General features: G+C 65.3%; 22 protein-coding genes. 16 read left to right on the forward strand and 6 right to left on the reverse strand.

All coding sequences use genetic code 11. The features are described 5' to 3' along the window. Window positions 1-584: 584 nt before the first annotated feature. The 3 genes from FRZ44_RS08625 to FRZ44_RS08635 form a co-directional block, all read right to left on the reverse strand. Complete coding sequence (locus FRZ44_RS08625; protein ID WP_151176801.1) at window positions 585-1,601, reverse strand: type II secretion system protein GspD; 1,017 nt, start codon at window positions 1,599-1,601, stop codon at window positions 585-587. 115 nt (window positions 1,602-1,716) lie between these two features. Beyond that, window positions 1,717-3,039, reverse strand: a complete 1,323-nt coding sequence (locus FRZ44_RS08630) for an Nramp family divalent metal transporter (RefSeq protein ID WP_151176802.1) — start codon at window positions 3,037-3,039, stop codon at window positions 1,717-1,719. Between the two features lie 414 nt (window positions 3,040-3,453). Further along, window positions 3,454-4,422 (reverse strand): integrase core domain-containing protein, encoded by a 969-nt coding sequence (locus FRZ44_RS08635; RefSeq protein WP_225308606.1) that lies wholly within the window; start codon window positions 4,420-4,422, stop codon window positions 3,454-3,456. 473 nt (window positions 4,423-4,895) lie between these two features. On the opposite strand from FRZ44_RS08635, the gene FRZ44_RS08640 reads away from it, so the two are divergent. The 6 genes from FRZ44_RS08640 to efeO (FRZ44_RS08665) all read left to right on the forward strand — a co-directional run bounded on the left by FRZ44_RS08640 (window position 4,896) and on the right by efeO (FRZ44_RS08665) (window position 11,505). Beyond that, the gene (locus FRZ44_RS08640; protein WP_151175409.1) at window positions 4,896-6,044 is read left to right on the forward strand and encodes an IS4 family transposase; all 1,149 of its coding nucleotides are present in this window, start codon (window positions 4,896-4,898) and stop codon (window positions 6,042-6,044) included. 174 nt (window positions 6,045-6,218) lie between these two features. Next, a complete protein-coding gene (locus FRZ44_RS08645) occupies window positions 6,219-6,992 on the forward strand; it encodes an SDR family NAD(P)-dependent oxidoreductase (protein WP_151176803.1) in 774 nt (257 codons plus the stop codon). Between the two features lie 255 nt (window positions 6,993-7,247). Continuing rightward, the gene (efeU, locus tag FRZ44_RS08650; protein WP_151176804.1) at window positions 7,248-8,090 is read left to right on the forward strand and encodes an iron uptake transporter permease EfeU; all 843 of its coding nucleotides are present in this window, start codon (window positions 7,248-7,250) and stop codon (window positions 8,088-8,090) included. 73 nt (window positions 8,091-8,163) lie between these two features. Continuing rightward, on the forward strand, window positions 8,164-9,306 hold the full coding sequence (gene efeO / locus FRZ44_RS08655; RefSeq protein WP_225308607.1) for an iron uptake system protein EfeO: 1,143 nt from the start codon (window positions 8,164-8,166) through the stop codon (window positions 9,304-9,306). Window positions 9,307-9,323: 17 nt separating this feature from the next. After that, window positions 9,324-10,646 (forward strand): iron uptake transporter deferrochelatase/peroxidase subunit, encoded by a 1,323-nt coding sequence (gene efeB, locus FRZ44_RS08660; protein WP_151176806.1) that lies wholly within the window; start codon window positions 9,324-9,326, stop codon window positions 10,644-10,646. Between the two features lie 31 nt (window positions 10,647-10,677). Continuing rightward, window positions 10,678-11,505, forward strand: a complete 828-nt coding sequence (gene efeO / locus FRZ44_RS08665; RefSeq protein WP_151176807.1) for an iron uptake system protein EfeO — start codon at window positions 10,678-10,680, stop codon at window positions 11,503-11,505. 153 nt (window positions 11,506-11,658) lie between these two features. On the opposite strand, the gene FRZ44_RS08670 is transcribed toward efeO (FRZ44_RS08665), so the two are convergent. Continuing rightward, on the reverse strand, window positions 11,659-12,846 hold the full coding sequence (locus FRZ44_RS08670; protein WP_151176808.1) for a cytochrome P450: 1,188 nt from the start codon (window positions 12,844-12,846) through the stop codon (window positions 11,659-11,661). Between the two features lie 92 nt (window positions 12,847-12,938). Next, window positions 12,939-14,402, reverse strand: coding sequence for an APC family permease (locus FRZ44_RS08675; protein ID WP_151176809.1), 1,464 nt, complete (start codon window positions 14,400-14,402; stop codon window positions 12,939-12,941). A gap of 298 nt (window positions 14,403-14,700) precedes the next feature. Between FRZ44_RS08675 and FRZ44_RS08680 the strand changes: the two genes are divergently transcribed. From FRZ44_RS08680 to FRZ44_RS08725, 10 genes are all read left to right on the forward strand, one after another. Next, on the forward strand, window positions 14,701-15,309 hold the full coding sequence (locus FRZ44_RS08680) for a MarR family winged helix-turn-helix transcriptional regulator (RefSeq protein ID WP_151176810.1): 609 nt from the start codon (window positions 14,701-14,703) through the stop codon (window positions 15,307-15,309). 277 nt (window positions 15,310-15,586) lie between these two features. Continuing rightward, entirely contained in the window at window positions 15,587-17,050 is a 1,464-nt protein-coding gene (locus FRZ44_RS08685; RefSeq protein WP_151176811.1) for an aldehyde dehydrogenase, read from the forward strand. Further along, complete coding sequence (locus tag FRZ44_RS08690; protein WP_151176812.1) at window positions 17,043-17,939, forward strand: DODA-type extradiol aromatic ring-opening family dioxygenase; 897 nt, start codon at window positions 17,043-17,045, stop codon at window positions 17,937-17,939. Before FRZ44_RS08685 ends, FRZ44_RS08690 begins: the two co-directional genes overlap by 8 nt. Window positions 17,940-18,000: 61 nt before the next feature. Continuing rightward, on the forward strand, window positions 18,001-18,819 hold the full coding sequence (locus FRZ44_RS08695) for a fumarylacetoacetate hydrolase family protein (RefSeq protein WP_225308608.1): 819 nt from the start codon (window positions 18,001-18,003) through the stop codon (window positions 18,817-18,819). A gap of 11 nt (window positions 18,820-18,830) precedes the next feature. Further along, on the forward strand, window positions 18,831-19,631 hold the full coding sequence (locus FRZ44_RS08700; RefSeq protein WP_151176814.1) for an acetoacetate decarboxylase family protein: 801 nt from the start codon (window positions 18,831-18,833) through the stop codon (window positions 19,629-19,631). 29 nt (window positions 19,632-19,660) lie between these two features. Next, the gene (locus tag FRZ44_RS08705) at window positions 19,661-20,923 is read left to right on the forward strand and encodes a cytochrome P450 (protein ID WP_151176815.1); all 1,263 of its coding nucleotides are present in this window, start codon (window positions 19,661-19,663) and stop codon (window positions 20,921-20,923) included. A gap of 26 nt (window positions 20,924-20,949) precedes the next feature. Further along, window positions 20,950-22,239: a type I glutamate--ammonia ligase gene (locus tag FRZ44_RS08710; protein ID WP_151176816.1), complete on the forward strand. Its 1,290-nt coding sequence runs from the start codon at window positions 20,950-20,952 to the stop codon at window positions 22,237-22,239. 54 nt (window positions 22,240-22,293) lie between these two features. Further along, a complete protein-coding gene (locus tag FRZ44_RS08715) occupies window positions 22,294-22,611 on the forward strand; it encodes a 2Fe-2S iron-sulfur cluster-binding protein (protein ID WP_151176817.1) in 318 nt (105 codons plus the stop codon). Window positions 22,612-22,640: 29 nt separating this feature from the next. Then, window positions 22,641-23,864, forward strand: a complete 1,224-nt coding sequence (locus FRZ44_RS08720) for an NAD(P)/FAD-dependent oxidoreductase (RefSeq protein WP_151176818.1) — start codon at window positions 22,641-22,643, stop codon at window positions 23,862-23,864. Between the two features lie 43 nt (window positions 23,865-23,907). Continuing rightward, window positions 23,908-24,798 (forward strand): SMP-30/gluconolactonase/LRE family protein, encoded by an 891-nt coding sequence (locus tag FRZ44_RS08725; protein ID WP_151176819.1) that lies wholly within the window; start codon window positions 23,908-23,910, stop codon window positions 24,796-24,798. A 16-nt stretch (window positions 24,799-24,814) separates the two neighbouring features. Here the strand turns inward: FRZ44_RS08725 and FRZ44_RS08730 are convergent, their stop codons facing one another. Then, on the reverse strand, window positions 24,815-25,846 hold the full coding sequence (locus FRZ44_RS08730; RefSeq protein WP_191908490.1) for a phosphotransferase family protein: 1,032 nt from the start codon (window positions 25,844-25,846) through the stop codon (window positions 24,815-24,817). Between the last annotated feature and the right edge of the window lies 1 nt (window position 25,847).

Genomic DNA, 25,847 nt, shown 5'->3' on the forward strand with positions numbered 1-25,847 from the left:
TGCTCGCCTGTACGCGGACTCGCTCGCAGGATCACTGGATACCGTAACGATCGGAGGCCTACCTGAATATGCGACGGGCATATGCACCGGCCTACAGCGACTGAGCCTCATTGCTAAGCCTTGTGGCGCTCTGAGTCTCACATGCATGGCGTACGGCGAGGTTGGATCAGCACCAATCATATTCGGTTCTCTCGCTCGTGCTCTGATCCTTGTGTTGTGTAGCCCTGGCCATCCGAGTTCGCTAGATGAGGCAATGGCGCTTTTAGCCGCTCAAAACTAAGCGCGATTAAAGAAAAGTATTTGAGAAGATCAGGGGACCGAAACATACTTAGTAACCGCCTACTTCATGCAGCCAGCTGCTTTCCAGCGCCGGAAAACATGGTTCCTATGGCTAGTGTTAAGTTCCCCATGGGGGATCATTTTAGGGGTTCCAGATTGAGCCGATGTCGTTGAGGCATTCAAAATACTTAGCCGCTACGGCCATGACGTCGCAGGCCGCATCGCCGGTACCACTCGAGCGTGACCAGCGAGAGCTGGACCTACGGCTATGATGACATGGACCGGCTGCTGAGCGCCGACAATACCTATTCAATCTTCTCATCCAACGGCTGCAAGGCATGCAGCCTGCGTCGCAGTTCTTCGGTGATCTCTCTCGAATCCTCCGAATTGCGCACGACGCGCGGGGTCAGCAGGATCAGGAGCTCGGTGCGATCTGACGTTTGGGACGTCGTTTTGAAGAGATTGCCGAGATAGGGAATGTCGGAGAGAAGCGGGATTCCGGTTTCGCTGTCGGTTCGGCTGTCCCGGATGAGGCCACCCAAGGCGATAGTCTGGCCGCTTTGGACCGCGACCGTGCTCGCGATCCGTCGCTGACGGATCGTCGGCGAGTTGAGGGTCGAGGAGGTGGTCTCAACCACGTCGCTCACTTCCTGCGCAATGTCGAGAACGACGAGCCCGCCAGCATTGACGCGCGGGACCACGTCGAGGATCACACCGGTGTCCCGGAACTCGATCGAGTTCACGATCGGCGCGTTGGGATCGATGGTCGAGACGGCCGACTGGACGGCGATCGGTACCTGGTCGCCGACCTGGAGGCGTGCCGATTGGTTGTTCAGGACCATCAGCTGGGGCGAGGAGATGACCTTGACGTTGGTGATGTCGGAGAGGGCATTCAGGATCACCCGGTTGTCGCCGCCCGTGAAGACATAGGAGAAGCCGGGAAACATCGCTGATACCGCCCCCGTCGCCAGCGAGCTGAAGGTGAAGCTGCTGCTGCCGCTGTCGAAGAACCATTGCAGCCCGTATTTCAGCTTGTCGTTGAGCGTGACCTCGGCGATCGTCGCCTCGATCAACACCTGAAGCGGCACCACGTCGAGCTGCTTGATGGCGGAGAGGATTTTCCGATAGTCGCTGGGCGTGGCGGAGATCAGCAGGGCATTGTTGGTCGGATCGGCCGTGATTCGAATGCCGTTACCTTCCGCGATAGCTCCCGTGGCCGGGGAGTTGCTTGTTCCGCCCTCGGTCGGCGTAGCGGCCGTTGGGCTGGCGCCGTCGGTCCCCGGAGCGCCGGCTCCGGTGGTGATGACGGGCATTGATGTCATGCTGGAGCCGGGTTCGATCAGAGTGGGCCGGCGGATCTCGGGGGGTTGGAGACCCGGCGCCAGGGGCGGTCGCCTCCGCCATGAAGTGGGGTTGCGAGCGCTGGAACCGGGGGCGTCACGCGAGCCCGAAGGTCTGCAGCAGCAGCCACAGATTGGCAGCGGTGATGGCGGCGAACAAAACCCAGGCGACCGCGGCCAGGGGCTTCGAGCTGGCGAAGTCGCCCATCAGCTTGCGGTCGCTGGTGAGGCGGATCAGCGGATAGATCGCGAAGGGCAGCTGCGCGCTCAACACCACCTGGCTCAGCACCAGCAGGCGCCCGACCGAATGCTCGCCCATGATCAGCACGCCGGCGAGCGCCGGAACCAGGGCGAGCCCGCGCGTGATCAGGCGGCGCTGATAGCAGGGGATCTTGAGATCGAGGAACCCCTCCATGATCACCTGGCCGGCGACGGTGCCGGTGAAGGTCGAGCTCTGGCCGGAGGCGAGGAGGGCGATGCCGAACAGCAGGCTCGCCATGGCCGTGCCGGCGATCGGCTCGAGCAGCCGATAGGCATCCTCGATGTCTGAGACGGTCGTGGCGCCGGTCTCGTGGAAGGCCGCGGCCGCCAGGATCAGGATCGCGGCATTGACCAGGAGGGCCAGCAGCAGCGAGCCGGTCACGTCACAGGTCGCGAGCCGGATCGCGTCACGCTTGGCGGCGACGCTCTCGCCGGTGAGCCGGGTCTGGACGATCGAGGAATGGAGATAGAGATTGTGCGGCATCACCGTGGCGCCGAGCACGCCGATGGCGATATAGAGCGCGTCGCTATGCTCCAGGGCCGAAACCGAAGGCACCAGGCCCGCGAGGATCAGCCCGAAATCGGGCCCGACCAGGATCAGCTCGACCAGGAAGCAGATGGCGATGGTGGCGATCAGCCCGAAGACGATGGCTTCGAGCCGCCGGAAGCCGCGCCCCTGCAAACCCAGCACGATCAGCGTGTCCAGCCCCGTCAGCACCACGCCCCAGGCGAGGGGGACGCCCAGCAGGAGCTTCAAGGCGAGCGCACAGCCGAGCACCTCGGCGACATCGCAGGCGACGATCGCGATCTCGGCCAGCACCCACATGCCGTGGGAGACCGCGGGGCGATAGCGCTCGCGCGAGGCCCGCGCCAGGTCCTTGCCGGACGCGACGCCGAGGCGCACGCACAAGGTCTGCAGCAGGATCGCGGCGAGGCTCGACAGCACCACCACGAACAGCAGGCTGTAGCCGAACTGGAAACCGGCGGCGATATCGGTCGCCCAGTTGCCGGGATCCATATAGCCGACCGAGATGAGCAGACCCGGCCCGGCGAAGCGCAACATGCGGCGCCACAGCGCGAGGCTCGGATCGACGAAGATCGAGCCGCGGACTTCGGAGGGGCAGAAGGGGGCCGTGGCGGTGGTGGGAAGGCGGACCATGAAGGCTGAAACTGACCCAGCGGCCGTGGCAGATCAAGCGGCGGCAGGGCTTCCTCCTCTTGTCATTGCCGGGCTCGACCCACGGCTGTCCGGTTGGCGCCATTGAAGGAGAATCTCGTTGCTCTGCTTTCTTCCCCTCCCCCCTTTGAGGGGGAGGCTGGGGTGGGGGGTGGCCACAAACTCGATGTTCGCCAAGCTCGTGTGGCTCAAGGCTCCGTCATCATCGCGTTCTTCGATCACCCCCACTGAGCAACCGGGAAGATGGGTAACAGTTCTGACCGAGGACATGGGTAACACATTTCTCGTTTTGTTCAGCTCTTCTGCGGCTGTTGGGCCTGTGGACCCTGTGGGCAACGCGCAGCGGTGTCCACAAGCCCACAGGCCTTGCGTTTGGGTTTGCGCAGACGGTCGCCGTCATGAGCGATGAACCCGAGTGCGATCGGTCCGTAGAAGACACTCCAGTTGCCGTCCTCGTCCTCGATGAGACCGATCGGCGCACCGACCAGCGCCTCGCTGCGTATCGTTGCCAAGCGCCTGGTGCGGACGCTCTTCGTTGTAAAGGCGCTGGAAGTCCTTGAAGCGCTTCAGCTGCTGGCGCAACGAGGACGCCGGCGGATCGGCCGTATCCTGCAGCAGCGTCAGATGCAGCCGCTCCAGCCGGCCGTTCTGCTGCGGCTTGCCCGGCAGGATGCGTTCGGGCACCACGCCTGCCTTGATCACCATGACCGACAGCCGAGACAGGCCCCCGGCCCCGCGCGAAGCAAACGGCGGCCCGTTGTCGGAGCGCAGCCAGTGCGGCAGACCAAATTCCCGGAACGCCGCATCAAGCACCGGCCAGGCATGCTCGGTGTCGTTCCGCGCCAGCGCCTGGCAGCGCAAAAGATAGCGGCTGTGCGCATCGCTCAGGGTCAGCGGCTCGCAACGGCTCCCATCGCCAGTGCGAAACCAGCCCTTGAAATCCACGCACCAGACATCGTTGGCAGCACCGCAATGGGCCAGCGGCGCACTCGACGGCGGGCCGCGCCGCCGCACCCGGCGCTTCACCGTCAGACCCGCGCGGTCGAACAACTCTCCGATCGTGCTGGCGGCCGGCCAAGCTATCTCCGCGTCCTGCCGCTCAAGCCAGGCTCGCACCTTCACCGGTCCCCAAGTGGGATGCGCACGCCGAACCGCCAAGCACCGCTCGGCAATGGCCGCCGGCACAGCTTCCGGATGGCTGAGCGGCGCCCGCGAGCGGTCGATGAGCCCCAACACGCCCTCGGCCTGATAACGCTCCAGCCATTTGTAACCAGTCTTCCGGCTCACACCAAAACGCCGGCACACCGCCGCAAACGCCTCGTCCCCTTGCTCAACCGCCGTCATAAACCGCATCCGCTCCGTCATGGCACAGGTCTCCGTCCATCCCATCGGCAAGGTCCTCCTCGCCGACCAGTTGACCTGTTACCCATGTCGTCGGTCTATTCTGTTACCCATGTAGCCGGTTTGGACCCCCACCCTAACCTCCCCCTCAAGGGGGGAGGGGACAAGATGACGTGGTGAAAGGCAGAGACGTTGAAGGGGTGGACTCAGTTTCGGAGTCTCGTGTCCCGAACGAGGCCAGATGCGCATTCTGCGTTCCAAGTCCGCGCTCTAAACAATCTCGGAGAAACCTCAACCGGACAGCCGTGGGCTTGACCCGGCAATCCAGTCCTTGCCCCAGACGAGGCGTGGGCCGTCAGCGCGTCTCGTTTCCCTGGATCGCCGGATCAAGTCCACGGCTGTCCGGTTGAGTTTTTGTGGACGCGGTGCATGGCGTTGATTCTACTCGGTCCTGAACGTCGGCAAACGTTTCGGGACACGGGCAGAGGGTCAGCGCCATGCGGCACCAGAATAGCGTATTTCATTCGGTTCTTAAGCAGGTTGCGTGGCTCGACTTCGATCGGCTGGTCGAGGCCCACAATAGCGATGCTCGGGTGCGGCGGTTGACGACCAAGGGCCAGTTCGTGGCGCTGCTCTACGGCCAGCTTTCGGGCGCGACGAGCCTGCGGGAGATCGTGAGCGGGCTGACGAGCCACGCGGCGCGGCTCTATCACCTGGGAACGGGCGAGGTTCGCCGTTCGACGCTGGCCGATGCCAATGCCATAAGGCCGAGCGGGCTGTTCGCCGAGTTGCTCGCCGTGATGATCAAGCAGGCCCATCGCGGGCTGCGCCGCAAGATCGCCGAAACCACCTATCTGATCGATTCCACTGGCTTGCGATTGAGCGGTCTGAGCGCCGATTGGGCCCGTTTCAGCGCCGGCGTCTGCGGCGCCAAGCTGCATGTGATCTACGATCCCGACGCCGACCGCCCCATCTATGCCGCTGTCAGTGCGGCGAATGTCAACGACATTACCCCCGCCCACGACATGCCGGTCGAGCCCGGCGCCACCTATGTCTTCGACCTCGGCTATTACGACTATGCCTGGTGGGCCAAGCTGGACGCTGCCGGATGCCGCATCGTCACTCGCTTCAAATCCAACACACCCCTGACCCTCGTCGCCGAGAACGCCCTGCCCCGGGGCAGCGCCATTCTCTCCGACCGGATCGGATATCTCCCGGCCCGCCAAGCCGCCAGCCGCAAAAACCCCTTCCAAGACCCGGTCCGCGAGATCCGCGTGAAGACCGAAACCGGCAAGATCCTGCGCATCTTGTGCAACGATCTCGACGCCAGCGCCCAGGAGATCGCAGACCTCTACAAGCGCCGCTGGGCGATCGAGCTGTTCTTCCGGTGGGTCAAGCAGACCCTGAAAATCACCCGCTTTCTCGGCACTTCCGAGAACGCCGTTCGCATCCAGATCGCCGTCGCCCTGATCGCTTTCCTGTTGTTGCGATTGGCACAGAAAGCCATCAAGGACGGTCACAGCCCGTTGGCCTTCGCCCGCCTCGTGCGCGCCAACCTCATGCATCGCAGGCGCATCGACCGCCTGCTCGAACCCGAAACCGCCCCAATTCCGAACCCACATCAAATGGCGCTACAATGGAGCTGAAACCGGAACCGGACAGCCGTGGATCAAGTCCGGCAATGACAGAATGGGCGATGGCAAGGAGTGGGACCCGGCTCTTGCCATGTCCACCGTCGGTGTTGTCTCTTGCGTGGGCCGATGGCGTGGCGAGGCTCCGTTGCGTCCGTCTTCATTCATTCAGGGGAGTATTCCGAAGTCATGGGTTCCAAGCGTTTCGAGGGTCGCCATGTGCTGGTTTCGGGCGGGGCCGCCGGCGTGGGCGGCGAGGCTTCGCGGTTGTTCGCGGCCGAGGGCGCCAAGGTCACGATCGTCGATATCCTGGGCCAGGTCGGGCGCGACCTGGCGGCCGAGCTCACCAAGTCCGGCGCGCAGGCGCTGATGATCGAGGCCGACGTTTCGAACGAGGACGCCGTCACCGGCGCGGTCCGTCAGGCGGCCGAGCGCTTCGGTCCGGTCGATGTGCTGCACAACCATGCCGGCACCACCATCGTGAAACCGTTCCACGAGACCACCACCGCGGAATGGAAGCGGCTCTTCGACATCAACGTCCACTCCATGTTCTTCATGACCCGCGCGGTCATTCCGGGAATGCTGAAGAAGGGCAAGGGCGTGGTGGTCAACACCTCGTCGGTGTCGGCGATCCTGGCGACGCCGATGGAGGTCGCCTATTGCTCGACCAAGGGCGCTTGCCACGTCTTCACCAAGGCGATCGCGACCGAATATCGCGACCAGAACATCCGCTGCAACGCCGTCTGCCCGGGCTTCATCCGCACCGGCCATGGCTTGCGCGAGATCGACGCGCTCCGCGGTTACGGCGTCAATGTCAGCGAGACCGACATCACCGACATGCAGGGCCGCATCTGCGAGCCGGTCGAGATCGCGCGCGCGGTGCTGTTCCTGGCGAGCGAGGATGCCAGCTTCATCAATGGCGAGACGCTGTTCGTCGATAACGGCCTGTCGGTCCGGACCTGAGGGCGCAGGCAGGGGCCCTTCCGGCCGGAATGCCACAGCCGGAAGGAGGGATTCCTATGGGCGTCCCGTGTCCGGGGGTCGGGTCGACCCTCCCCATGCGTCAAAATCGCCCATTAACTTGCTGATATAAAAACAGAAATTATCCCGGCTTCCCATTGTCGGCTGCCTGTGCAAATGATAATCGTTCTTAAAATACGAGCCAGGCGCTGATCATATCGAGGGGGCGCTCTGCGGCAGCGTTGCGAGTGCGTCTCAATGTTAATTCCCTTTTTGATCATGCTGCGCGAAGGCATCGAGGCCGCGCTCATCGTCGGCCTGATCGCGAGCTATCTGAAACAGACCGGCCGCGGCGCCTGGATGCCGGTGGTCTGGGTCGGGATTCTCCTCGCCGTCGCCATGTCGCTCTTCGTCGGCGCCGGGCTGCAATTCGCCAGCGCCGAGTTCCCGCAGAAGATCCAGGAGCTGTTCGAGGCGATCATCGGCTTCGTCGCGGTGGCCGTGCTGACCTCGATGGTGTTCTGGATGCGCAAGGTCTCGCGCTCGATCAAGGCCTCGCTCCATGCCTCGGTCGATGCCGCGCTGGCGCATTCGAGCGGGCAGGGCTGGGCCCTCATCGCCATGATATTCTTCGCGGTCGCGCGCGAAGGCGTGGAATCGGTCTTCTTCCTGCTCGCGATCTTCCAACAGAGCGCCGGCGGCGGCGCGCCGGTGGGCGCGCTCCTCGGCGTCGTTGTCGCGGCCTTGCTCGGCTATGGCATCTATGTCGGCGGCGTGAAGCTCGATCTGCGCCGCTTCTTCCGCTGGACCGGCGTCTTCGTCCTCGTCGTCGCGGCGGGGATTCTCGCGGGCGCGCTGCGCTCGCTGCATGAGGCGGGCATCTGGAACCATCTCCAGTCCGTCGTCTTCGATCTGAGCGGCACGCTGCCGATGGACAGCCCGGTGGGCACGATCTTCGCCGGCTTCTTCGGCTATCAGGACGCCCCGACCCTGGGCGCCGTCATCGCCTATGTGGTCTTCCTGGCGGTCACGCTGTTCCTCTTCCTGTCGCCGCCGATGGTCCGTCCGGCCGTCGTTCCCACCAACCAGCCGAACCGTTGACGGAAAGACCGCACCCCTCGCCATGGCGACCAGATCTTCTGCCCCGACTTCCGGCCCCTCCCATCAGACGCTGATGAAGCTCGCCATTCTCGGTGCGCTCGCCCTGGTGATCGTCGCCGGCGTGGTTTTCTATCTCGCCTCGCAGGCGGCGAAGCATTCGGCAACACCCGGCGGTGCATTGACGGTGACCATCGGCGATGCGACCTGCGATCCCAACGAGATCACGGTGCCCGCGGGCCCGACCCGCTTCGAGATCGTCAACAAATCGAGCCGCACGGTCGAATGGGAGATCCTCGACGGCGTCTATGTCGTCGAGGAGCGCGAGAACATCACGCCGGGCCTGAGCCGGACGATGACGGTCAAGCTCCTGCCCGGCGACTATGAGATCACCTGCGGCCTGCTCAGCAATCCGCGCGGCAAGCTCCATGTGACGCCCTCGGCCGCATCCGACGCCGAGGCGGCCAAGCCCTCGATGGTCGCCTTCATCGGGCCGCTCGCCGAATACAAGGTGTTCCTGGTGCTGGAGACGAACGCGCTGGTCGCGGCGACGCAGTCCTTCACCGATGCCGTCAAGGCCGGCGATGTCGAGCTCGCCAAGACGCTCTATGAGCCGGCGCGCGTTTCCTACAAGCATATCGAACCGGTGGCCGACCGCTTCGCCGATCTCGACACGGCGATCAATGCGCGCGCGGTCTATTTCGAGAAGCAGGAGGAGGATCCCGCTTTCGGCGGCTTCCATCGCCTCGAATACGGGCTCTTCGCCAAGCACAGCACCGAGGGCTTGGCGCCATTCGCCGACAAGCTCCTGGCCGACGTGACGGCGCTGCAGCAGCGAGTTCGCGAGCTGCAGGTGCCGCCGGAGACGCTCGCGGCCAGCGCCGCGCGGCTGTTGAACAAGGTTGCCGACAGCGCTGCGGCCGGCGACGAGGACCGCTACAGCCATACCGATCTGGCGGACTTCCAGGCCAATGTCGAAGGCAGCCGCAAGATCGTCACGCTGCTGCGGCCTTTGACCGAGAAGGCCAATCCGGATCTGGCGAAGAGCCTCGACGCGCAGATCGAGGCGACCCTGGCCAAGCTCGCCAGCTTCAAGCAACAGGACCAGTACCCCGCTTACGACCGGCTGAGCGAGGCGGACCGGACGGCGATCGCCGGCCAATTGCGCGCGCTCGCCGCGGAGATCGCGAAGCTCAATGCCGCTCTTGGATTGGAATGAACCGCGGAGGCGGTGAGATGAAAGATCGCAAACCCGACGAACCGATTTCGACCGGTCCCACCTCGACCAGCCGGCGCCGTGTTCTGATCGGGTTGGGTGCCGCCGGCGGCGCTTTGACCGGAAGCCTGATGACGGGAACTCCGGCCTCGGCCCAAACGGAGAATGTCACCAACGCGCCGATCAGCGACAAGACGCAGGAGCGCCAGCCTTTCTACGGGCTGCGCCAGTCCGGCATCGTTACATCGCGTCCGGCGAACGGCATGGTCGCCAGCTTCGACGTCCTGGCGAAGACGCCGGCCGATCTGGTGCGGATGTTCCAGACACTGACCGAGCGCATCGCCTTCCTGACCCAGGGCGGCGAGCCGCCGGCGCTCGATCCGAAACTGCCGCCGGCGGACAACGGCATCCTGGGCCCGGTGGTGATTCCGGACAATCTGACGATCACCGTTTCGGTCGGTGCGTCGCTGTTCGACGATCGGTTCGGGTTGAAGCGCCTCAAGCCGGCGCGCCTCGTCCGGATGACGAGTTTCCCCAACGACGCGCTCGACGCCTCGCTTTGCCATGGCGACCTGTCGCTGCAGATCTCGTCGAACACGGCCGATACCAACATCCATGCGCTGCGCGACATCGTGAAGAAGCTGCCGGATCTGCTCCTGCTGCGCTGGAAGCAGGAAGGCTCGGTCCCGGCCTTGCCGGTGAAGGCGGGTGTGCCGCCGGAGAGCGCGCGCAACTTCCTGGGTTTCCGCGACGGCTCGGCCAATCCCAGCCCGCAGGATTCCGGTCTGATGGAGCGCATCGTCTGGGTGCAGAAGGACAGCGACGAGCCGGGCTGGGCCACGAACGGCAGCTATCAGGCGGTCCGCATCATCCGCAATTTCGTGGAGCGCTGGGACCGCACGCCGCTGCAGGAGCAGCAGAATATCATCGGGCGCCACAAGGCGACCGGCGCGCCGATGCAGGGCGGGACCGAGCATGACGTTCCCGATTACGCGGGCGATCCGGAAGGCAAGGTCACGCCGCTGGATGCGCATATCCGCATGGCCAACCCGCGCACCCATGGATCGGAGGCCAATCTGATCCTGCGCCGCCCCTTCAATTACTCGAACGGCGTCACGAAGTCGGGCCAGCTCGATCAGGGGCTGCTGTTCATTGCCTATCAGTCGGACCTGGAGAAGGGGTTCATCACGGTCCAGAAGCGGCTCGCCGGCGAGCCGCTCGAGGAATACATCAAGCCAATCGGCGGCGGATTCTTCTTCACCCTGCCCGGCGTCGCCAATGAGAGGGATTTTTTGGGCCGGACTTTGCTCGAAGCTGCCGGTAGCGCTCAGCCCGGCAACTGACAACACTCATCAGAAGACAGGAGCTTTCGACATGACGTTACGCCGTCCTCTCATGGCCGCTGCACTGGCCTTGGCGCTGGGCAGCATGGCAGGGTCCGCCCGTGCCGCCGTGGCGCCGATGGATCTCGTCGGCCCGGTGTCCGAATACAAGATCTATGTGTCCGAGAAGCTGCAGAAGCTGGTGGCCGACACCAAGGCCTTCACCGACGCCGTCAAGGCCGGCGACATCGAGAAGGCCAAGGCGCTGTTCGGCCCGACCCGCATGAGCTACGAGGCGATCGAGCCGGTCGCCGAGCTGTTCAGCGATCTCGATGTGGCGATCGATTCGCGCGCCGACGATTACGAGCATGCCGAAGCGGATCCGGGCTTTCCGGGCTTCCATCGCATCGAATACGGCCTCTGGGCGCAGAACAGCACCAAGGATCTCGGCCCCATCGCCGGCAAGCTGATGGCCGACGTCAATGAGCTCAGCAAGCGCATCGCCGAGCTCACCTTCCCGCCGGAGAAGGTCGTGGGCGGCGCTGCCGCGCTGATGGAGGAAGTCGCCGCCACGAAGATCTCCGGCGAAGAGGATCGCTACAGCCATACCGATCTCTACGACTTCCAGGGCAATTTCGACGGCTCGCGCAAGATCTTCGAGCTGTTCCGCCCCCTGGTCGAGAAGGACGATCCGGCCTTCGTGAAGAAGGTCGCCGACAACTTCCAGACGCTTGAGACGACGCTGGCCAAGTACAAGAAGGGCGACGGCTTCGAGCTCTATGACAAGCTGACCGACGAGGACCGCAAGGTTCTCGCCGGCGCCGTCAACACGCTGGCCGAGGATCTGTCGCAGCTGCGCGGCAAGCTCGGATTGAATTGAGGTTGTTGACGTAGTCCCCCGTCACCCCCGAACCCTGATCTCCTCCCCCTCAAAGGGGGAAGGTGAATAAGAACAGGAAGGGGTAGGGCTTGACAGCTGAAGATCGAGAAGAGCCGCGATGGCCCTCGGGCCATCGCGGTTTTCTTTTGCGCCTCAGTTCGGCGTGAAGGTCACATGGAGCGAGGTCGGTGCCCGGAACTCCCAGCCGCGGAATTGCGGCGGCCGGTCGGGCACCAGGGCCAGATCGGGGAGCCGCTGCAGGAGAAAACGCAGCAGCGAGATCACGAGACGCTGGGCGAACCAGCGTCCGGCGCAGAAATGCGATCCGAAGCCATAGGCCGCATGCCCGGTCTCGGTCCGGTGGATATCGAACCGATCCGGGTCGCGATAGCGGGCCTCGTCGCGGCAGGCCGAGGAAATGACCGAGGCGACCGGCGCGTCTGCCGGAATGGCGACCCCGCCCAGCTCCATGTCCCGGGTGGCGCGGCGCATCTGGGTGCCGATGGGCGCCACCCAGCGCAAGCCTTCGTCGGCCGCTTTGGGCAGCAGCGCGTCGAAGTCCTTCATCAGCGCCGCATATTGGGCAGGGTCGGACAGCAGCGCCACCAGCGTCGAGGCGGCGCCATGGCCGGGTTCCTGCATGCCGCCCAGGAGCGCGATCTTGATGGAGGGAAGCAGGAAGGCGCGCGGGCGGGTCTGGCCCGGCGGCATGCCGTCATGGAGCATATGCGAGATGGCCGAGCCGTCGGGCTCGCGCTCGAGCCGCTCGAAGATCGGAACGATGGCGGCGTCGACCTCCTTGTTGATCGGATCGGAAATCGCGAGCTTCGCCGGATCGTTCTCGTAATTGGCGGCACCGATGGCGAGGCCATGGAACCAGCGCAGCAGCGTCTCGGCATCGACATGGCCGAAGCCCAGCGAGCGGGCGAGGCAGAGGCTCGAGACCGGCTCGAAATAATCGGCGATGAGATTGGCGTGACCGCGCGGGGCGAGGCGGTCGAGATAGTCCTCGATGATCGGATTGGCCAGCCCATCGATATAGTCGGCGACGGTGCGCGGCTTGTATTTCGTGTCGAAGCCCCGGCGCAGCTCGCCATGGACCGGGCCGTCGCTGGTCAGGATGGTCGGCTTGCCCATGGAGCGCTCGACCGGCGAGCTCGGTACCTCGGCCCCGAACAGGCCGGTATTCTTGCTGACGAACTCCACATCCTGCCAACGGGTCACGAACCAGACATTGGCGGCCGGGACCCAGGCGACCGGCGCCTCGCGCCGCAGCCGGGCGAAGATCGGGTAGGGGTCCTCGTCGAGCGCCTCGACGGTGATCTGATCGGCGAAGGCCATTGGCGCTGCTCCCGCTTCGGGGACCTGCCCCGGGACGAAAAAGGCCAGGGGCGGGGCCCCTGGCCTGATCTCGTCAGGTTGTTGCTGCCCGTCTATTCACCCGATTGATTGGCGCCGAGCCGGGCAAAGCGCGCCGCCGAGCTCTGCTTGAGCCTGGCGGCCGCGATGATGCCGAGCACGGCCGCGACCGGCACGAGGATCGGCAGGCCGATGGCCAGGGCCGGCTGGGCGCCGGTGAGCGCGTCGAAATGAATCACCACCAGCACCGCGATGATCGCCAGGAGCGCGCCGGCGGCCAACGGCGCCAGCATCGTCCTGAAGGTCGAGGACTCCAGTCCCCGCGAGCGCCCGAAGAAGGCGATGACGGAGAAGGACGCCAACGCCATCAGCACGATGACGCTCAAGGTCGCGACGTTGGTCAGCCAGGTGAAGAGCGCCAGGACCGGATCCTGGCCGGTGACGACGAAGATGGCCAGCACGATCACGGCCAGGATCGTCTGCAGGACAGACCCCAGATGCGGGCTCTGATGGGTGGCATGGGTCTTGCTGAGCCCCACCGGCAGCAGGCCCTCGCGGCCGAGCACATAGAAGTAGCGGGCAGCCGCATTGTGGAAGGCGAGGAGTGCGGCAAAGACGCTCGAGATCATGAGCAGGCTCATGATGGTGGTCAGCGCCGAGTTGGCATACTGGTCCGAAAGGCCGAACACGAAGCTGGTCGGGTCCTGCAGGCCCTGCAATGTCGGCAGCAGCTTGTCCGGGCCGGTGGCGAGGACCATGCACCAGGTCGAGAGGGTGTAGAAGACGCCGATCAGCAGCACCGAGAGATAGGTCGCGCGCGGGACGGTCCGCTCGGGATCGCGCGCCTCCTCGCTGTAGATCGTCGTCGCCTCGAAGCCCATGAAGGCCGCGAAGCAGAGCAGCATGCCGATGGTGGTCGAGCCGCTGAAGAAGGCATCGGGCGTGAAGCTGGTGAAGCCGATGCCCTCGGCGCCGCCCGCGCCCAGGATGGTGGCGTCGAGGATCAGGACCGCGATGTACTCGGCGATGACCAGCACTGCGAGCACCTTGGCCGAGAGGTCGATCTGCCGATAGCCGAGCACGGCGATGACCGCCATGGCGATGAGCGACCAGACCCACCAGGGCAGGTCGATACCGACGATGCTCGACAAGGTTCCCGCCGTGACCGCGCCGAACAGGCCGAGGAGGCCGATTTGCATGGTGTTGTAGGCGAGGACGGCGATATAGGCGGCAGCGCCGCCGGCTATGCCGCCGAGGCCGCGCGAGGTGAAGGCGAAGAAGGAGCCGGCATTGGCGATATGCCGGGCCATCGTCGTATAGCCGACCGAGAACAGCAGCAGGATCAAGGTCACGACCAGCACGGCGGCCGGAACGCCCGGGCCGTTGCCGAACAGCATCGCGATCGGATAGCCGCCGGCGACTGCCGTCAGCGGTGCCGCGGCCGAAACCACGAAAAAGGTCACGGCGGCAACGCCGAGCACGTTGCGCCGGAGCCGGTCAGGTGACGTCCCGACCGAGGTTGTCGTCGATTGAGCCATGCTGTCCTCCCCTGACACGCACGAGGGGCCGAACGATCTCGGGTCCCCCGCCATCCTGTTGCGGCTCGGAAGAGGCCATCCGCCCCTCGGCCGGACTACACGCTCCGGCATGGCCTCGCGGTCATGCACGGCGTGCTTTTCGTTCATTCGATGTCGAACGATAATACAGAGGCTGAACCGGAGCAAGAGAGCCGTCGGGGCGGGCGGACCGCAAAAGACCGGGAATGTTTCGGCGCCGCTGTTTCGGTTTCGCCCGGCGGTGCTATAACCGGCGCCGACGCTCGATCGGGAGTTCGCCTTGACCAAGACACGCCGCATTGCAGCAAAGCCTGGCACTTCCTCGGGAGGCCGCGATGGGACAGCCGCGGCCAAGGATAAGAAGCCGCGGGGCCGGCGTTCGCAGAAGCCGCTGGCCGAGCTCCTGGGCGAGCGGCGGGTCGCCGGCCTCGGCATCAATCTCGACTCCATGGCGCTCGTCTCGAACATCCATCGCGCCTCGGGCTTCATCCGGCAGCATTTCGAGCGCAGCGTCCTGAAGGAGCCCGATCTCCACTGGTCGGCCTTCGTGGTGCTCTGGTGCCTCTGGATCTTCGGCGAGCTCGAGACGCGACGCCTGGCGATCGAAGCCGGCGTGGCGAAGAGCACGCTTTCCAGCATTCTCAACATGCTCGAGGGACGCAAGCTGCTGCGCCGGCGCACCAACGAGCTGGAGCGCCGCCTCGTCATCGTCAATCTGACGGCCGCCGGGACGGAGCTGATCAGCAAGCTGTTTCCGAAGTTCAACGCCGAGGAAACCCGGATCGTCGCCAAGCTGACGGCGCGGCAGATGGAATCCGCGACCGATGCCATCCGCATGATTCTGGCGACGATCGGCGAGATGGACGGACCGGTCGGCGAGGACGGCTAGACGGAGGAGGGCTAGCGACTGGAAAGAACTCACCCCCTTCCCTTGCGGGAGGGGGTAGGGGGAGGGGTGTCGGGGGATCGCGGGCATTGAGAATCACACCGCCTCCTCCCCGCGTCGCCTCGCTGGTGCTCGGCGACGCTGCCCCTCCCGCAAGGGAAGGGGCTGTAGTTTTGTGTATTTACTCTCAGACATAGAAGTCTGAAGAGACGGCGCCCCAGCTTGACTCAAGGGTGCCTTTACCGGATTATTCGATATCGAACGATTTTTGGAGCCGGACATGTCTGCGCGGGTCGAGGGCGTGGAGGTCGATACCCGACATTGGATCGGCGGGAGGCGCGTCGACAGCGCCGATCGGTTCGAGAGCATCTCGCCGATCGACGAGACGCCGATCGCGGCGCTGGCGCGCGCCGGTGCTGCCGAGGTCGATCAAGCCGTGACGGCGGCGGGCCAGGCCTTCAAGACCTGGTCGCGCACCAGCCGCGAGGAGCGGGCGCGGCTTCTCCATCGCATCGCCGATATCGTCGAAGCCAAGGTCGAATCCCTGGCGGTGGTCGAGACGCGCGACAACGGCTCGCTGCTGCGTTCGCACCGCCGCGGGGTGATGCCGCGCGTCGCGATGAATTTCCGCTTCTTCGCCGATTGGCTGCTGCAGCTCGATCACGCCGATTTCGAGGTCCGCCATCACCGCAACCATGTGAGCTGGGATCCGAGCGGCGTCGCGGCCATCATCACGCCCTGGAACGCGCCCCTCATGCTCGGCACCTGGCGCATCGCGCCGGCGCTCGCGGCCGGCTGCACCGTCGTCTACAAGCCGCCGGAATGGGCGCCGCTGACGGCCTCGCTCCTGGCCGACATCACGGCCGAGGCGGGGCTGCCGGAGGGCGTCTTCAATGTGGTGCAGGGGATCGGGCGCGAGGCGGGCGCCGCCCTGGCGCGCCATCCGAAAATCCGGCGCCTCAGCTTCACCGGTTCGGTCGCGACCGCGAAGCAGATCGCGACCTCGGCGGCCGAGAACCTGGTGCCGCTCTCCTTCGAGCTCGGCGGCAAGTCGCCTTACCTGGTGTTCGCCGACGCCGACCTCGATCTCGCCGTGAATACGGCCGTCGGCCAATATGACAATGCCGGCCAGGTCTGTCTGGCGGGCACCCGCATCCTGGTCGAGGAGAGCATCCGCGCGCGCTTCCTCGAGGCCTTCATGGCCAAGGCCAGGGCGATCCGCCAGGGCGATCCGCGCGACGAGACCACCGATATCGGCCCGCAGATCAGCCGCCCGCATTTCGAGCGGGTCGACGGCTATGTGCGGCGGGCCATCGCGTCGGGACTGAAACCCGCGCTCGGCGGCGGCCCGAACAAGGATCTCGGTGGCCTCTATTACCGGCCGACCTTGTTCGTCGATCCGCCGGCCGGTTCGGAAATCCTGCGCGAAGAGGTCTTCGGGCCGGTTCTCTGTCTGCAATCCTTCCGCGACGAGCCGGAAGGCATCGCCATGGCCAACGACACCGAATATGGTCTGGCGGCGATCGTGATGACCGGTGACGAGAAGCGCGCCGAGCGGGTCACGTCGCAGGTCTCGGCCGGCCTGGTCTGGAACAATTGCTTCTTTGTGCGCGATCTGCGCCAGGCCTTCGGCGGCAACGGTAAATCCGGCATCGGCCGCGAGGGCGGAACCTGGTCGTTCGACTTCTATTGCGACGTCAAGAACAGCGTCTATGCGCCGAATGGCTGGGGGAAGAATGGGTGAGGTTGTCGCCTGTGGGCTGATCGCCCATGTTCCTACGGTCATGCTGCCGCTGGAGATTCGCCACGAGCTCAATAACGGCCAGGATTTCAGCGTGGTCGACGGGTTCAACCGGCTGCGCAGCGAGGTGCTGTCGAACCTCGGCCACGATCTCGTGATCGTGTTCGACTCCCACTGGTTCACGACCGTCGAGTTCGTGATCAGCGGCCATGCCCATCGCAGCGGCAAATTCACCTCGGACGAGCTGCCGCGCGGCATGTCGCAGGTGCCCTATGATTTTCCGGGCGACCCGGCGTTCGCGAAGGCCGCCGCCGCGAACGGGCGCAAGCATGGCACCTGGCTCACCGCGATCGACGACCCCTGTCTGCCGATCCATTATGCGACCGTCAACCCGCTGAAATATCTCCAGCGCGGCAAGGAAGCCTGGGTGTCCGTAAGCTGCTGCCAGACGGCGGAGAGCGAGGACTTCCTGCGCGTCGGCCGGGCGCTGCGCGAGACCATCGCGGGCCTCGATCGCCGCGTGGTGCTGCTGGCGTCGGGCGCCATGAGCCACAAATTCTGGCCGCTGCAGAAGCTGCGGGAGCATGAGGCGGCGGGGATCGAGCATATCTTCAGCCCGGCCCATTCGGCGGCCGACCTGGAGCGCATCGAGTGGATGAAGCAGGGCGACCATGCCCGCATCCTGCGGACCATGCCGGAGTTTCTTCGCTTCAAGCCCGAGGCGAATTTCGGCCATTATCTGATGATGGCGGCGGCCCTGGGCGAGGAGGATTTCACCGCGCCGGGCCGGCTCTTCAGCGCCTATGAGAATGCGATCGGCACCGGCCAGGTCCATGTCTGGTTCGATCGGCCGAAAGAAGGCTGGAACGCCCGGCGCCACGCGGCGGAATGAGGCGGATCGAGGGGAGGGGGACGTGACTCGGGAATTTCGTCGGATTCTGCTGGGGGGCGCCGTGGTTGAGACCGAACGCCAGGGCGAGGAGCTCGTGGCGCGCGACGGCCGGCGCATCGCGGTCGCCGATGCGATCCATCTGCCGCCGGTGGTGCCGACCAAGGTGATCGCGGTCCATCTCAACCATGTCAGCCGGGTCAAGGAATTCCAGATCAAGCTGTCCGCGACCCCGACCTATTTCCAGAAGCCGACCTCGGCGCTCAATTCCCATCGCGGCGACGTGGTGCGGCCCCGGAACTGCAAATGGCTGAATTACGAGGGCGAGGTCGGCATCGTCATCGGCCGGCGCTGCCGCAATGTCAGCCAGGCGGAAGCGGGCGACTACATCGCGGGCTACACGGTCGCCAACGATTTCGGCCTGCATGATTTCCGCGATACCGACGCGGGCTCGATGCTGCGCGTCAAGGGCAGCGACACGCTCTGTCCGCTGGGGCCCGGCCTCGTCACGGGCTGGGACTTCCGCAACAAATATCTGCGCACCTATGTCAACGGCCAGATCAAGCAGGACGGCAACACGGCCGAGATGACCTGGGACATGCATTATCTGGTGGCCGACATCGCCCGCAATATCACGCTGGAGCCGGGCGATGTGCTGCTCTCAGGCACCCCCGCCAATTCGCGGCCCGTCAAACCGGGCGATCTGGTCGAGGTCGAAGTGGAGGGGCTCGGGCGGCTGTCGAACCGGATCGTCGAAGGGCCGCTGCCGATCCGTACCGAACTCGGCGCCCAGCCGTCGGAATCCGAGGAAGTGCTTTCGACCGCGCTCGGCGGCGAATGGGAGTTCCGCGGCATCCGCCCGCCCAAGAAGCCGGGCGCCTGAGGTCATCCCCCATGCCGAAGCAGCAAGGCTTCTTCTACCCCCGCAGCGCCACCGGCCAGGCCTCGCTCTTGCCGCCGCCGCCCTGGTTCTATGCCGGCGACCTCCTGACCATCGAATACCGGACCGATCCGGCGCGGGTGGCCGAGCTCCTGCCGGCCCCCTTGACCCTGGCGCCCGAGGACCCCGGCGCCGTGGCGCTGATCTGGGCCGACTGGCAGTCCTGCGGCGGGACCAAGGCCGAGCTGCTCGATCCCGTCCGCGCGCAATATAAGGAGTGCTTCGCGGTCGTGCGCTGCGCCTTCGAGGGCCGGGTCTATTCGCGCTGCCTCTATATCTGGGTCGACAAGGATTTCGCCCTGCTGCGCGGCATCCATCAGGGCTATCCGAAGAAGTTCGGCTCGATCCATATGACGCGTCCGCATCCCTTCGCGCCGGCGCCGCAGGTGGCGGCGGGCGGCACCTTCGGGGCCACGCTGGCCGCCAACGATCGCCGGCTGGCGGAGACGGTCATCACGCTCAGCGAGCCCACCGAGCGCAACGGCTTCGTCAACGGCCATCCGATGGCCCATCACCGCTGGCTGCCGGCGATCGACGGCAAGGGCGATGTCCATGCCGAGCTGATCGAATCCGGTGGCGCCAAGTTCGAGGGGGCCAAGCCCTGGCGCGCCAGGGTCGATCATTTCGAGATGTTCGATTCGCCGACCGAGGAGCTGAGCCGTCTCGAGGTGAAAGAGATGATCGGCGCCTATTACCGCCAGATCGGCGTGGTCTGGAATGGCGGCAAGTCGCTGGTGCCGTCGATCGGCCGTTAAGCCGGAACAAGTTTCATGAGGATCGCGGGATGACCAGTTTCAAGCCCACCGATGACGGCCATGCCGATCTCTCGGACCATGACGCGTTCCTGGAAGGCGCGCCACACAACACCTTTGCCCGGATGCGCCGCGAGGATCCGCTGGCCTGGAGCGAGATGAAGGGGGCCAAGGGCTTCTGGTCGATCACGCGTCACCAGGATGTGCTCGACCTCAACCGGAGTTTCGAGCTGCTGAGCTCGGCCCGCGGCATCCGGATGGAGGACCAGACCTATGAGGAATATCTGGCGCGCCGCACCTTCCAGGAGACCGACCCGCCCGAGCATTCCCGGACGCGGGTCCTCGTCAGCAAGGCTTTCTCCAAGCCGGTAGTGGCGCTGTTCGAGGAGCAGATCCGCCTGATCTGCGATTCCATCCTCGACGACGTGATGGAGCGGCGCAGCTTCGAAGCCGTCAAGGATGTGGCGCGGCAATTGCCGATGCGCATGCTGGGCCAGATCCTGGGCACGCCCGAGGCCGATCTCGACTGGCTGGTGGAGAAGGGCGACCAGCTCATCGCCAATACCGATCCGGAATTCACCGAGCATGTGCTCGACAAGGCCGATACCGACGCCTATCGCTTCATGCCGTTCCGCTCGCCGGCGGGCGCCGATCTCTACGACTACGCCAAGAAGCTGATGGAGGACAAGCAGCGCCGCGGCGACACCTCCGGCGTGCTGCATCTGATCCTGCAGCCGGACGCCCATGGCAATGTCATTTCGGAGCTGGAGTTTCGGAACTTCTTCTGCCTGCTGGTCGCGGCCGGCAACGACACCACACGCTATTCGATCGCGGCCTCGCTTTATGCGCTCGCCAACCGGCCCGAGTTGATGAAGCAGCTGCAGGCGGGCGAGGGCAATATCTGGGAGACGGCGCCCGACGAATTCATCCGCTGGGCCTCGCCGACCATGCATTTCCGCCGCACCGCGACCCGCGATTTCGAGATGCATGGCAAGACGGTCAAGGCGGGCGACAAGGTCATCCTCTGGTTCGTCTCCGCCAATCGCGACGAGCAGACTTTCGAGAACCCCTTCGAGCTCAATCTGCTCCGCACCCCCAACCGCCATGTCGCCTTCGGTCAGGGGGGCCCGCATGTCTGCCTCGGCATGTGGCTGGCGCGGCTCGAGGTCCGGATCCTGCTGCAGGAGATGGTGAAGCGGATGACGCGCATCGAGCAGACCGGTCCGCATGAATATCTGCGCTCCAATTTCATCGGCGGCATCAAGCGGCTGCCGGTGCGGATCGCTTTGCACTAACGAAAAAAGACGTCAGGGAGAGAGACATGCCTTCGGGCGAACGGCTTCGTCTTCTGTTTTGCGACCATCTGAGCCTGGCACGCGGGAAGTATCTCCCCGCCAGCAAGATCGGCAGTGGCTCCTCGCGCTTCTGCCAGGGCACCTTCGCGGTCACCTATGACAAGGAGATGCAGCCGGCACCCGGCGGCAAGATGCTCGAAGGCCTGCCCGACATGGACGCGGTCTATAGGGGCGACGATATCCGCCAGGGCTGGGAGCCGCACACCAAGGTGGTGATGGCCGACCTCTACGAGACCAGCGGCAATCCGCTTGGGCTCTGCGGCCGCAGCCTGCTGAAGCGCACGGTCAGGGAATGGCAGGCGCTGGGCTTGACGCCCAAGGTCGGGCTCGAGCTCGAGGCCTTCGCCTTCCAGCGCGATGAGAACGGCAAGCTGGTGCCCTACCACACGCCGGGCGCCTATGTGTACAGCACGGGACGCCTCGCCGACCCTTTGCGCTTCACCGACGCCATCTGGAACAAGGCGCATGAGGTGGGGTTCCCGATCGACGGTTTCACCACGGAATATGACGCGCCGCAGTTCGAGTTCACCCTGACCTATGACGATGCGGTCAAGGCGGTGGACGACATCTTCCTGTTCCGCCTGATGGCGCGCGAGATCGCGCTCGACCACGGCATTATCCTGACCTTCATGCCGAAGCCGATCCCGACGCTGGGCGGCAGCGGGCTCCATGTCAATTTCAGCTTCAACGACAAGCAGGGCAAGAACGTCATCGGCGAGACCGCCCATGTCGAGACGCTGAGCGACCTGACGAAGGGCTGCATCGCCGGATTGATGCATCACCATCGCGGCATGGCGGGGCTGGTGGCGCCGACGGTCAATTCCTACGAGCGGCTGAAGCCGGCGAGCCTCTCCGGATATTGGTGCAACTGGGGCATCGACCATCGCGGCGTCACCACCCGGCTCTCGACCGAGGGCGGCAAGAAGGCCCGCATCGAGCATCGCATGGGCGATGCCGCCGCCAATCCCTACACCCTGGTCGCGACCGTGCTGCAGGCGGCCAAGCTGGGCTTCACCGGCAAATACAATCTGCCGGCGGCCGAGACGGCGGATTGCATCGAACGGCATGACGCCACGATCGGCGTGCCCGACAATCTGGCCGAGGCGCTCAAGGCCCTGGCCGAGGACAAGAAGCTGGGCGCCGCCGTGGGCGAGCTGCTGGTCGGTAACCATATCGGCATCAAGGAAGGCGAAATCCGGAGGGTCGCGGCGCTCGAAGGCGATGCGGTCCGCGATTATTACATCTATTATGTCTGAAGCGATGACCGAGGCCGGGAGCCGCCCGCGGCGGACCGGAAATAGGAGTGGGACTTGCCGAAAGTAACCTGGATCCTGAAGGACGGCCGGAAGATCACGGCCGACGTGAAGACCGGCCATAACCTGATGGAAGCGGCCGTCGCCAACAATGTTCCCAACGTGATCGGCGAATGCGGCGGCTGCCTCTCCTGCGCCACCTGCCATGTCTATGTCGACGAGGCCTGGTACGACAAGGCCGGCAAGCCCGACGACATGGAGCGCGACATGCTGGAGATCACTGCGGCCGAGCGGCTTCCCTTGAGCCGGCTCAGCTGCCAGATCCAGGCGACCGACGCGCTGGACGGCATCATCCTCCATGTGCCTGAGATCTGACCGCCGGCCGGGGCGCTGAAGGAGCCCCCATGGCGGATCCGATCATCGTCATCGGCGCCGGACAGGCCGGCGCCTCGCTGGTCGCGAAGCTCCGGGCGCTCGGCTATGGCGGATCCCTGCTGCTGCTGGGCGACGAGCCCGTGCTTCCCTATCAGCGTCCGCCGCTGTCCAAGAAATACATGTCGGGCGAGTTCACCGTCGACCGCCTGCTGATCCGCGCGCCCAGCTGGTATGAGGAGCAGAAGGTCGAGACGCGGCTGTCCGCGCCGGTCTCGGCAATCCTTCCGCGCGACCGGCTCGTGGCGCTGTCCGACGGTTCGATGCTCCGTTACAGCAAGCTCGCGCTGACCACCGGCTCACGACCGCGAACCTTGCCGGACGCCGTCGGCGGCAATCTCGCCGGCGTCTTCACGGTGCGGGGCCTGGCCGATGCCGATAGCATCATGCCGATATTCCTGCCGGGCAGGAAATTGCTGGTGATCGGCGGCGGCTATATCGGGCTCGAAGCGGCCGCCGTCGCCTCGACGAAGGGCCTCGACGTCACGCTCATCGAGATGGCCGACCGCATCCTGCAGCGAGTGGCGGCGCCGATGACCTCCGATTATTTCCGGGCGCTCCATACGCGCCATGGCGTCACGATCCGCGAAGCGACCGGCCTCGACGCGCTGGTCGGCAAGGAAGGGCGGCTCGTCGGCGCCAGGCTCAAGGACGGCACTCGGCTTGACGCCGATCTCGCCATCGTCGGCATCGGCATTCACCCCAATGACGGTCTGGCGGCTGATGCAGGTCTCATTGTCGAGAACGGAATCCATGTCGACGGCCAATGCCGGACCTCGGATCCCGACATCTTCGCCGCCGGGGATTGTGCGAGTTTCTCCTGGCGCGGGGTCCGGACAAGGCTCGAATCCGTGCAGAACGCGGTCGAGCAGGCCGAGCATGCCGCGGCGGCCATGCTCGGCGCCGCGGGCGACTACGACCCGGTACCCTGGTTCTGGTCCGACCAGTATGACGTGAAGCTGCAGATCGCCGGCCTCAATCGCGGCTATACCGACACGGTCTTGCGGCCCGGCAAGCGCGAGCTCAGCCAGTCGGTCTGGTATTATCGGGGGGAGGAACTGATCGCGGTCGATGCGATGAACGACGCGCTGGCCTATGGCATCGGCAAGAAGGTGCTGGAGGCGCGGCGCTCGATCCCGAAGGCCGCGGTCGGCGATCCCTCGGTCGAGTTGAAAACCTGGCTCACGGCCTCGTAAGCTTCGCCGGCCGTTTTCGTCTCTGCCGTTCGCGAGGGCTGCCATGAAGAAGGCTCCGGTCGTCACCCAGCTTGCCTCCGGCCTCGGCTGGCCCGAAGGCCCCGCGCCGCTGCCCGACGGCCGCATCCTGTTCGTCGAAAGCTATCGCAGCCAGATCTCGGTCTGGACGCCGGGCGCCGGGGTCGGACGGTTCGCCGATGTCGGCGGCGGGCCCAATGCGGTTCTCGCCGCACCGGACGGCTATCTCTATGTGACGCAGAATGGCGGCAAGATCGGACCCTGGCGCGCGGCCCAGCAGCGCCCGCCCTCGATCCAGCGCATCACGCCCCAGGGCAAAGTGGAGATTCTCGCCACGCAGGTGGAGGGGCATAAACTGCTGGCGCCCAACGACCTCGCCTTCGGCCCCGATGGCTGGCTCTATTTCACCGATCCGGGCGGGGCCTATGATCCCGTCGGCAAGTCGAATGTCGGCTTCATCTGCGCATTGAAACCGGACGGCACCGGTGTCCTGCTCGAGGAATTGCCGCCGGTCTTCCCCAACGGCATCTGCGTCGACCGCGATGGCAGCCTGGTCTGGGTCGAATCCTACAGCCGCGCCGTGAAGCGCCGCAGCCCCGCCGGCAAGGTGACCGAGCTTTGTATCCTGCCGCCGCCGGCCGTGCCCGACGGGTTCAAGATCGCGGCCAATGGCGATCTCTATGTCACGGGCGTCGATTGCGGCGGCATCGACATCGCGCGCAAGGACGGCAGCTATGTCGAGCGCATGATGATCGGCCTGATTCCGACCAACTGCGCCTTCGTCGGCAGCACGCTCTATGTCACCGATGGCGGCAAGCCCGGATTGACCACGGCGCCCTCGATGGGCGGCGCGCTCTGGCGTGTCGAGCTCGACGGTGTCGAAGGATTGCCGCTATTCCCGGGTCATATCGGTTGAGGCGAGGCCGGGCGGGCTACCGGAAGCGCTGAAGCCAGCGGTTCCGGACCTCGAGGAGCGTCGCAACCGGTTCGGCGATCAAAGGCCGCGCCACCGACCGCACGAACTCGCGGTCCTTGTCCTGGGTGATGTATTCCGCGGGCGACTTGCCGTCGACGCGCGCCAGCAGCAGCCCCGGCAGCAGCGCCGCGCAGCGTCGTTCGAAGCCGGGCGGATCCTCCCAGACGATCCGTCCGCGATAGGCCATGACCATGCGTTCGAAGGACTGGGCCAGGCGGTCGACGCCGCCCGGCACCGGAATGCATTTCAGCAGCAGGTGGTTGAGGCAGAAGGCGAGGTCGAAGGCCGGGTCGCCATACCAGGCGCATTCCGCGTCGAGGAAGATCGGACCCTTCGGGCCGATCAGGATGTTCTTCGGGCTGATATCGCCATGGGCTAGGGCGAGCCTGGTCGCGGCCGTGGTGGCGACCAGCTTCTCGATCTGCGGCATCAGGTCGGCATGGACCCGCCCCGTCGCCTCGAGATAGGGCTCGAGCCGGATGGCATGGAAGCTGGCATCGGTGGCGAAATCGGCGGCGGTTTTGGGATCGCCCGCGGTGGCGGCGTGGATCGCGGCCAGCTTCTCGCCCACCAGGCCGGCGAAGGCGGGATCGACCTTGCCGTCCAGCAGATTTCGCTTCCAGAGCGGGTTCGCTTCGGGCTCGAGAAAGGCCATCGCGAACATCTGCGCGGCCTCGTCATGCCCCACCAGCGGCGGTACCGCGTCGGGCAGGATCTTCGCCACCCGCTGGAACCAGGCATATTCGAAATGATTGCGCTCGACGGGCGCTCGCCAGTCGGCGGCGACGCGCAAGGCGGGCAGGGCCCGCTTGATGCACAGCCGGCGGCCCTTGGCCTCGACGAACCAGATATCGGAGGAGACGCCGCCGGTGAGCGGAAAGGCCCGGTCGGGCTTCGCGCCGAATCCGAGCCGCTCCATGAAGCGACGCATGGTCTCCGGAAATTCCGGGTTTGCCCCGCTGGTCTCGACAGGAGCCTGGGAGGTCATC

This window comes from Hypericibacter terrae (genome assembly GCF_008728855.1).
GTDB lineage: Bacteria > Pseudomonadota > Alphaproteobacteria > Dongiales > Dongiaceae > Hypericibacter > Hypericibacter terrae.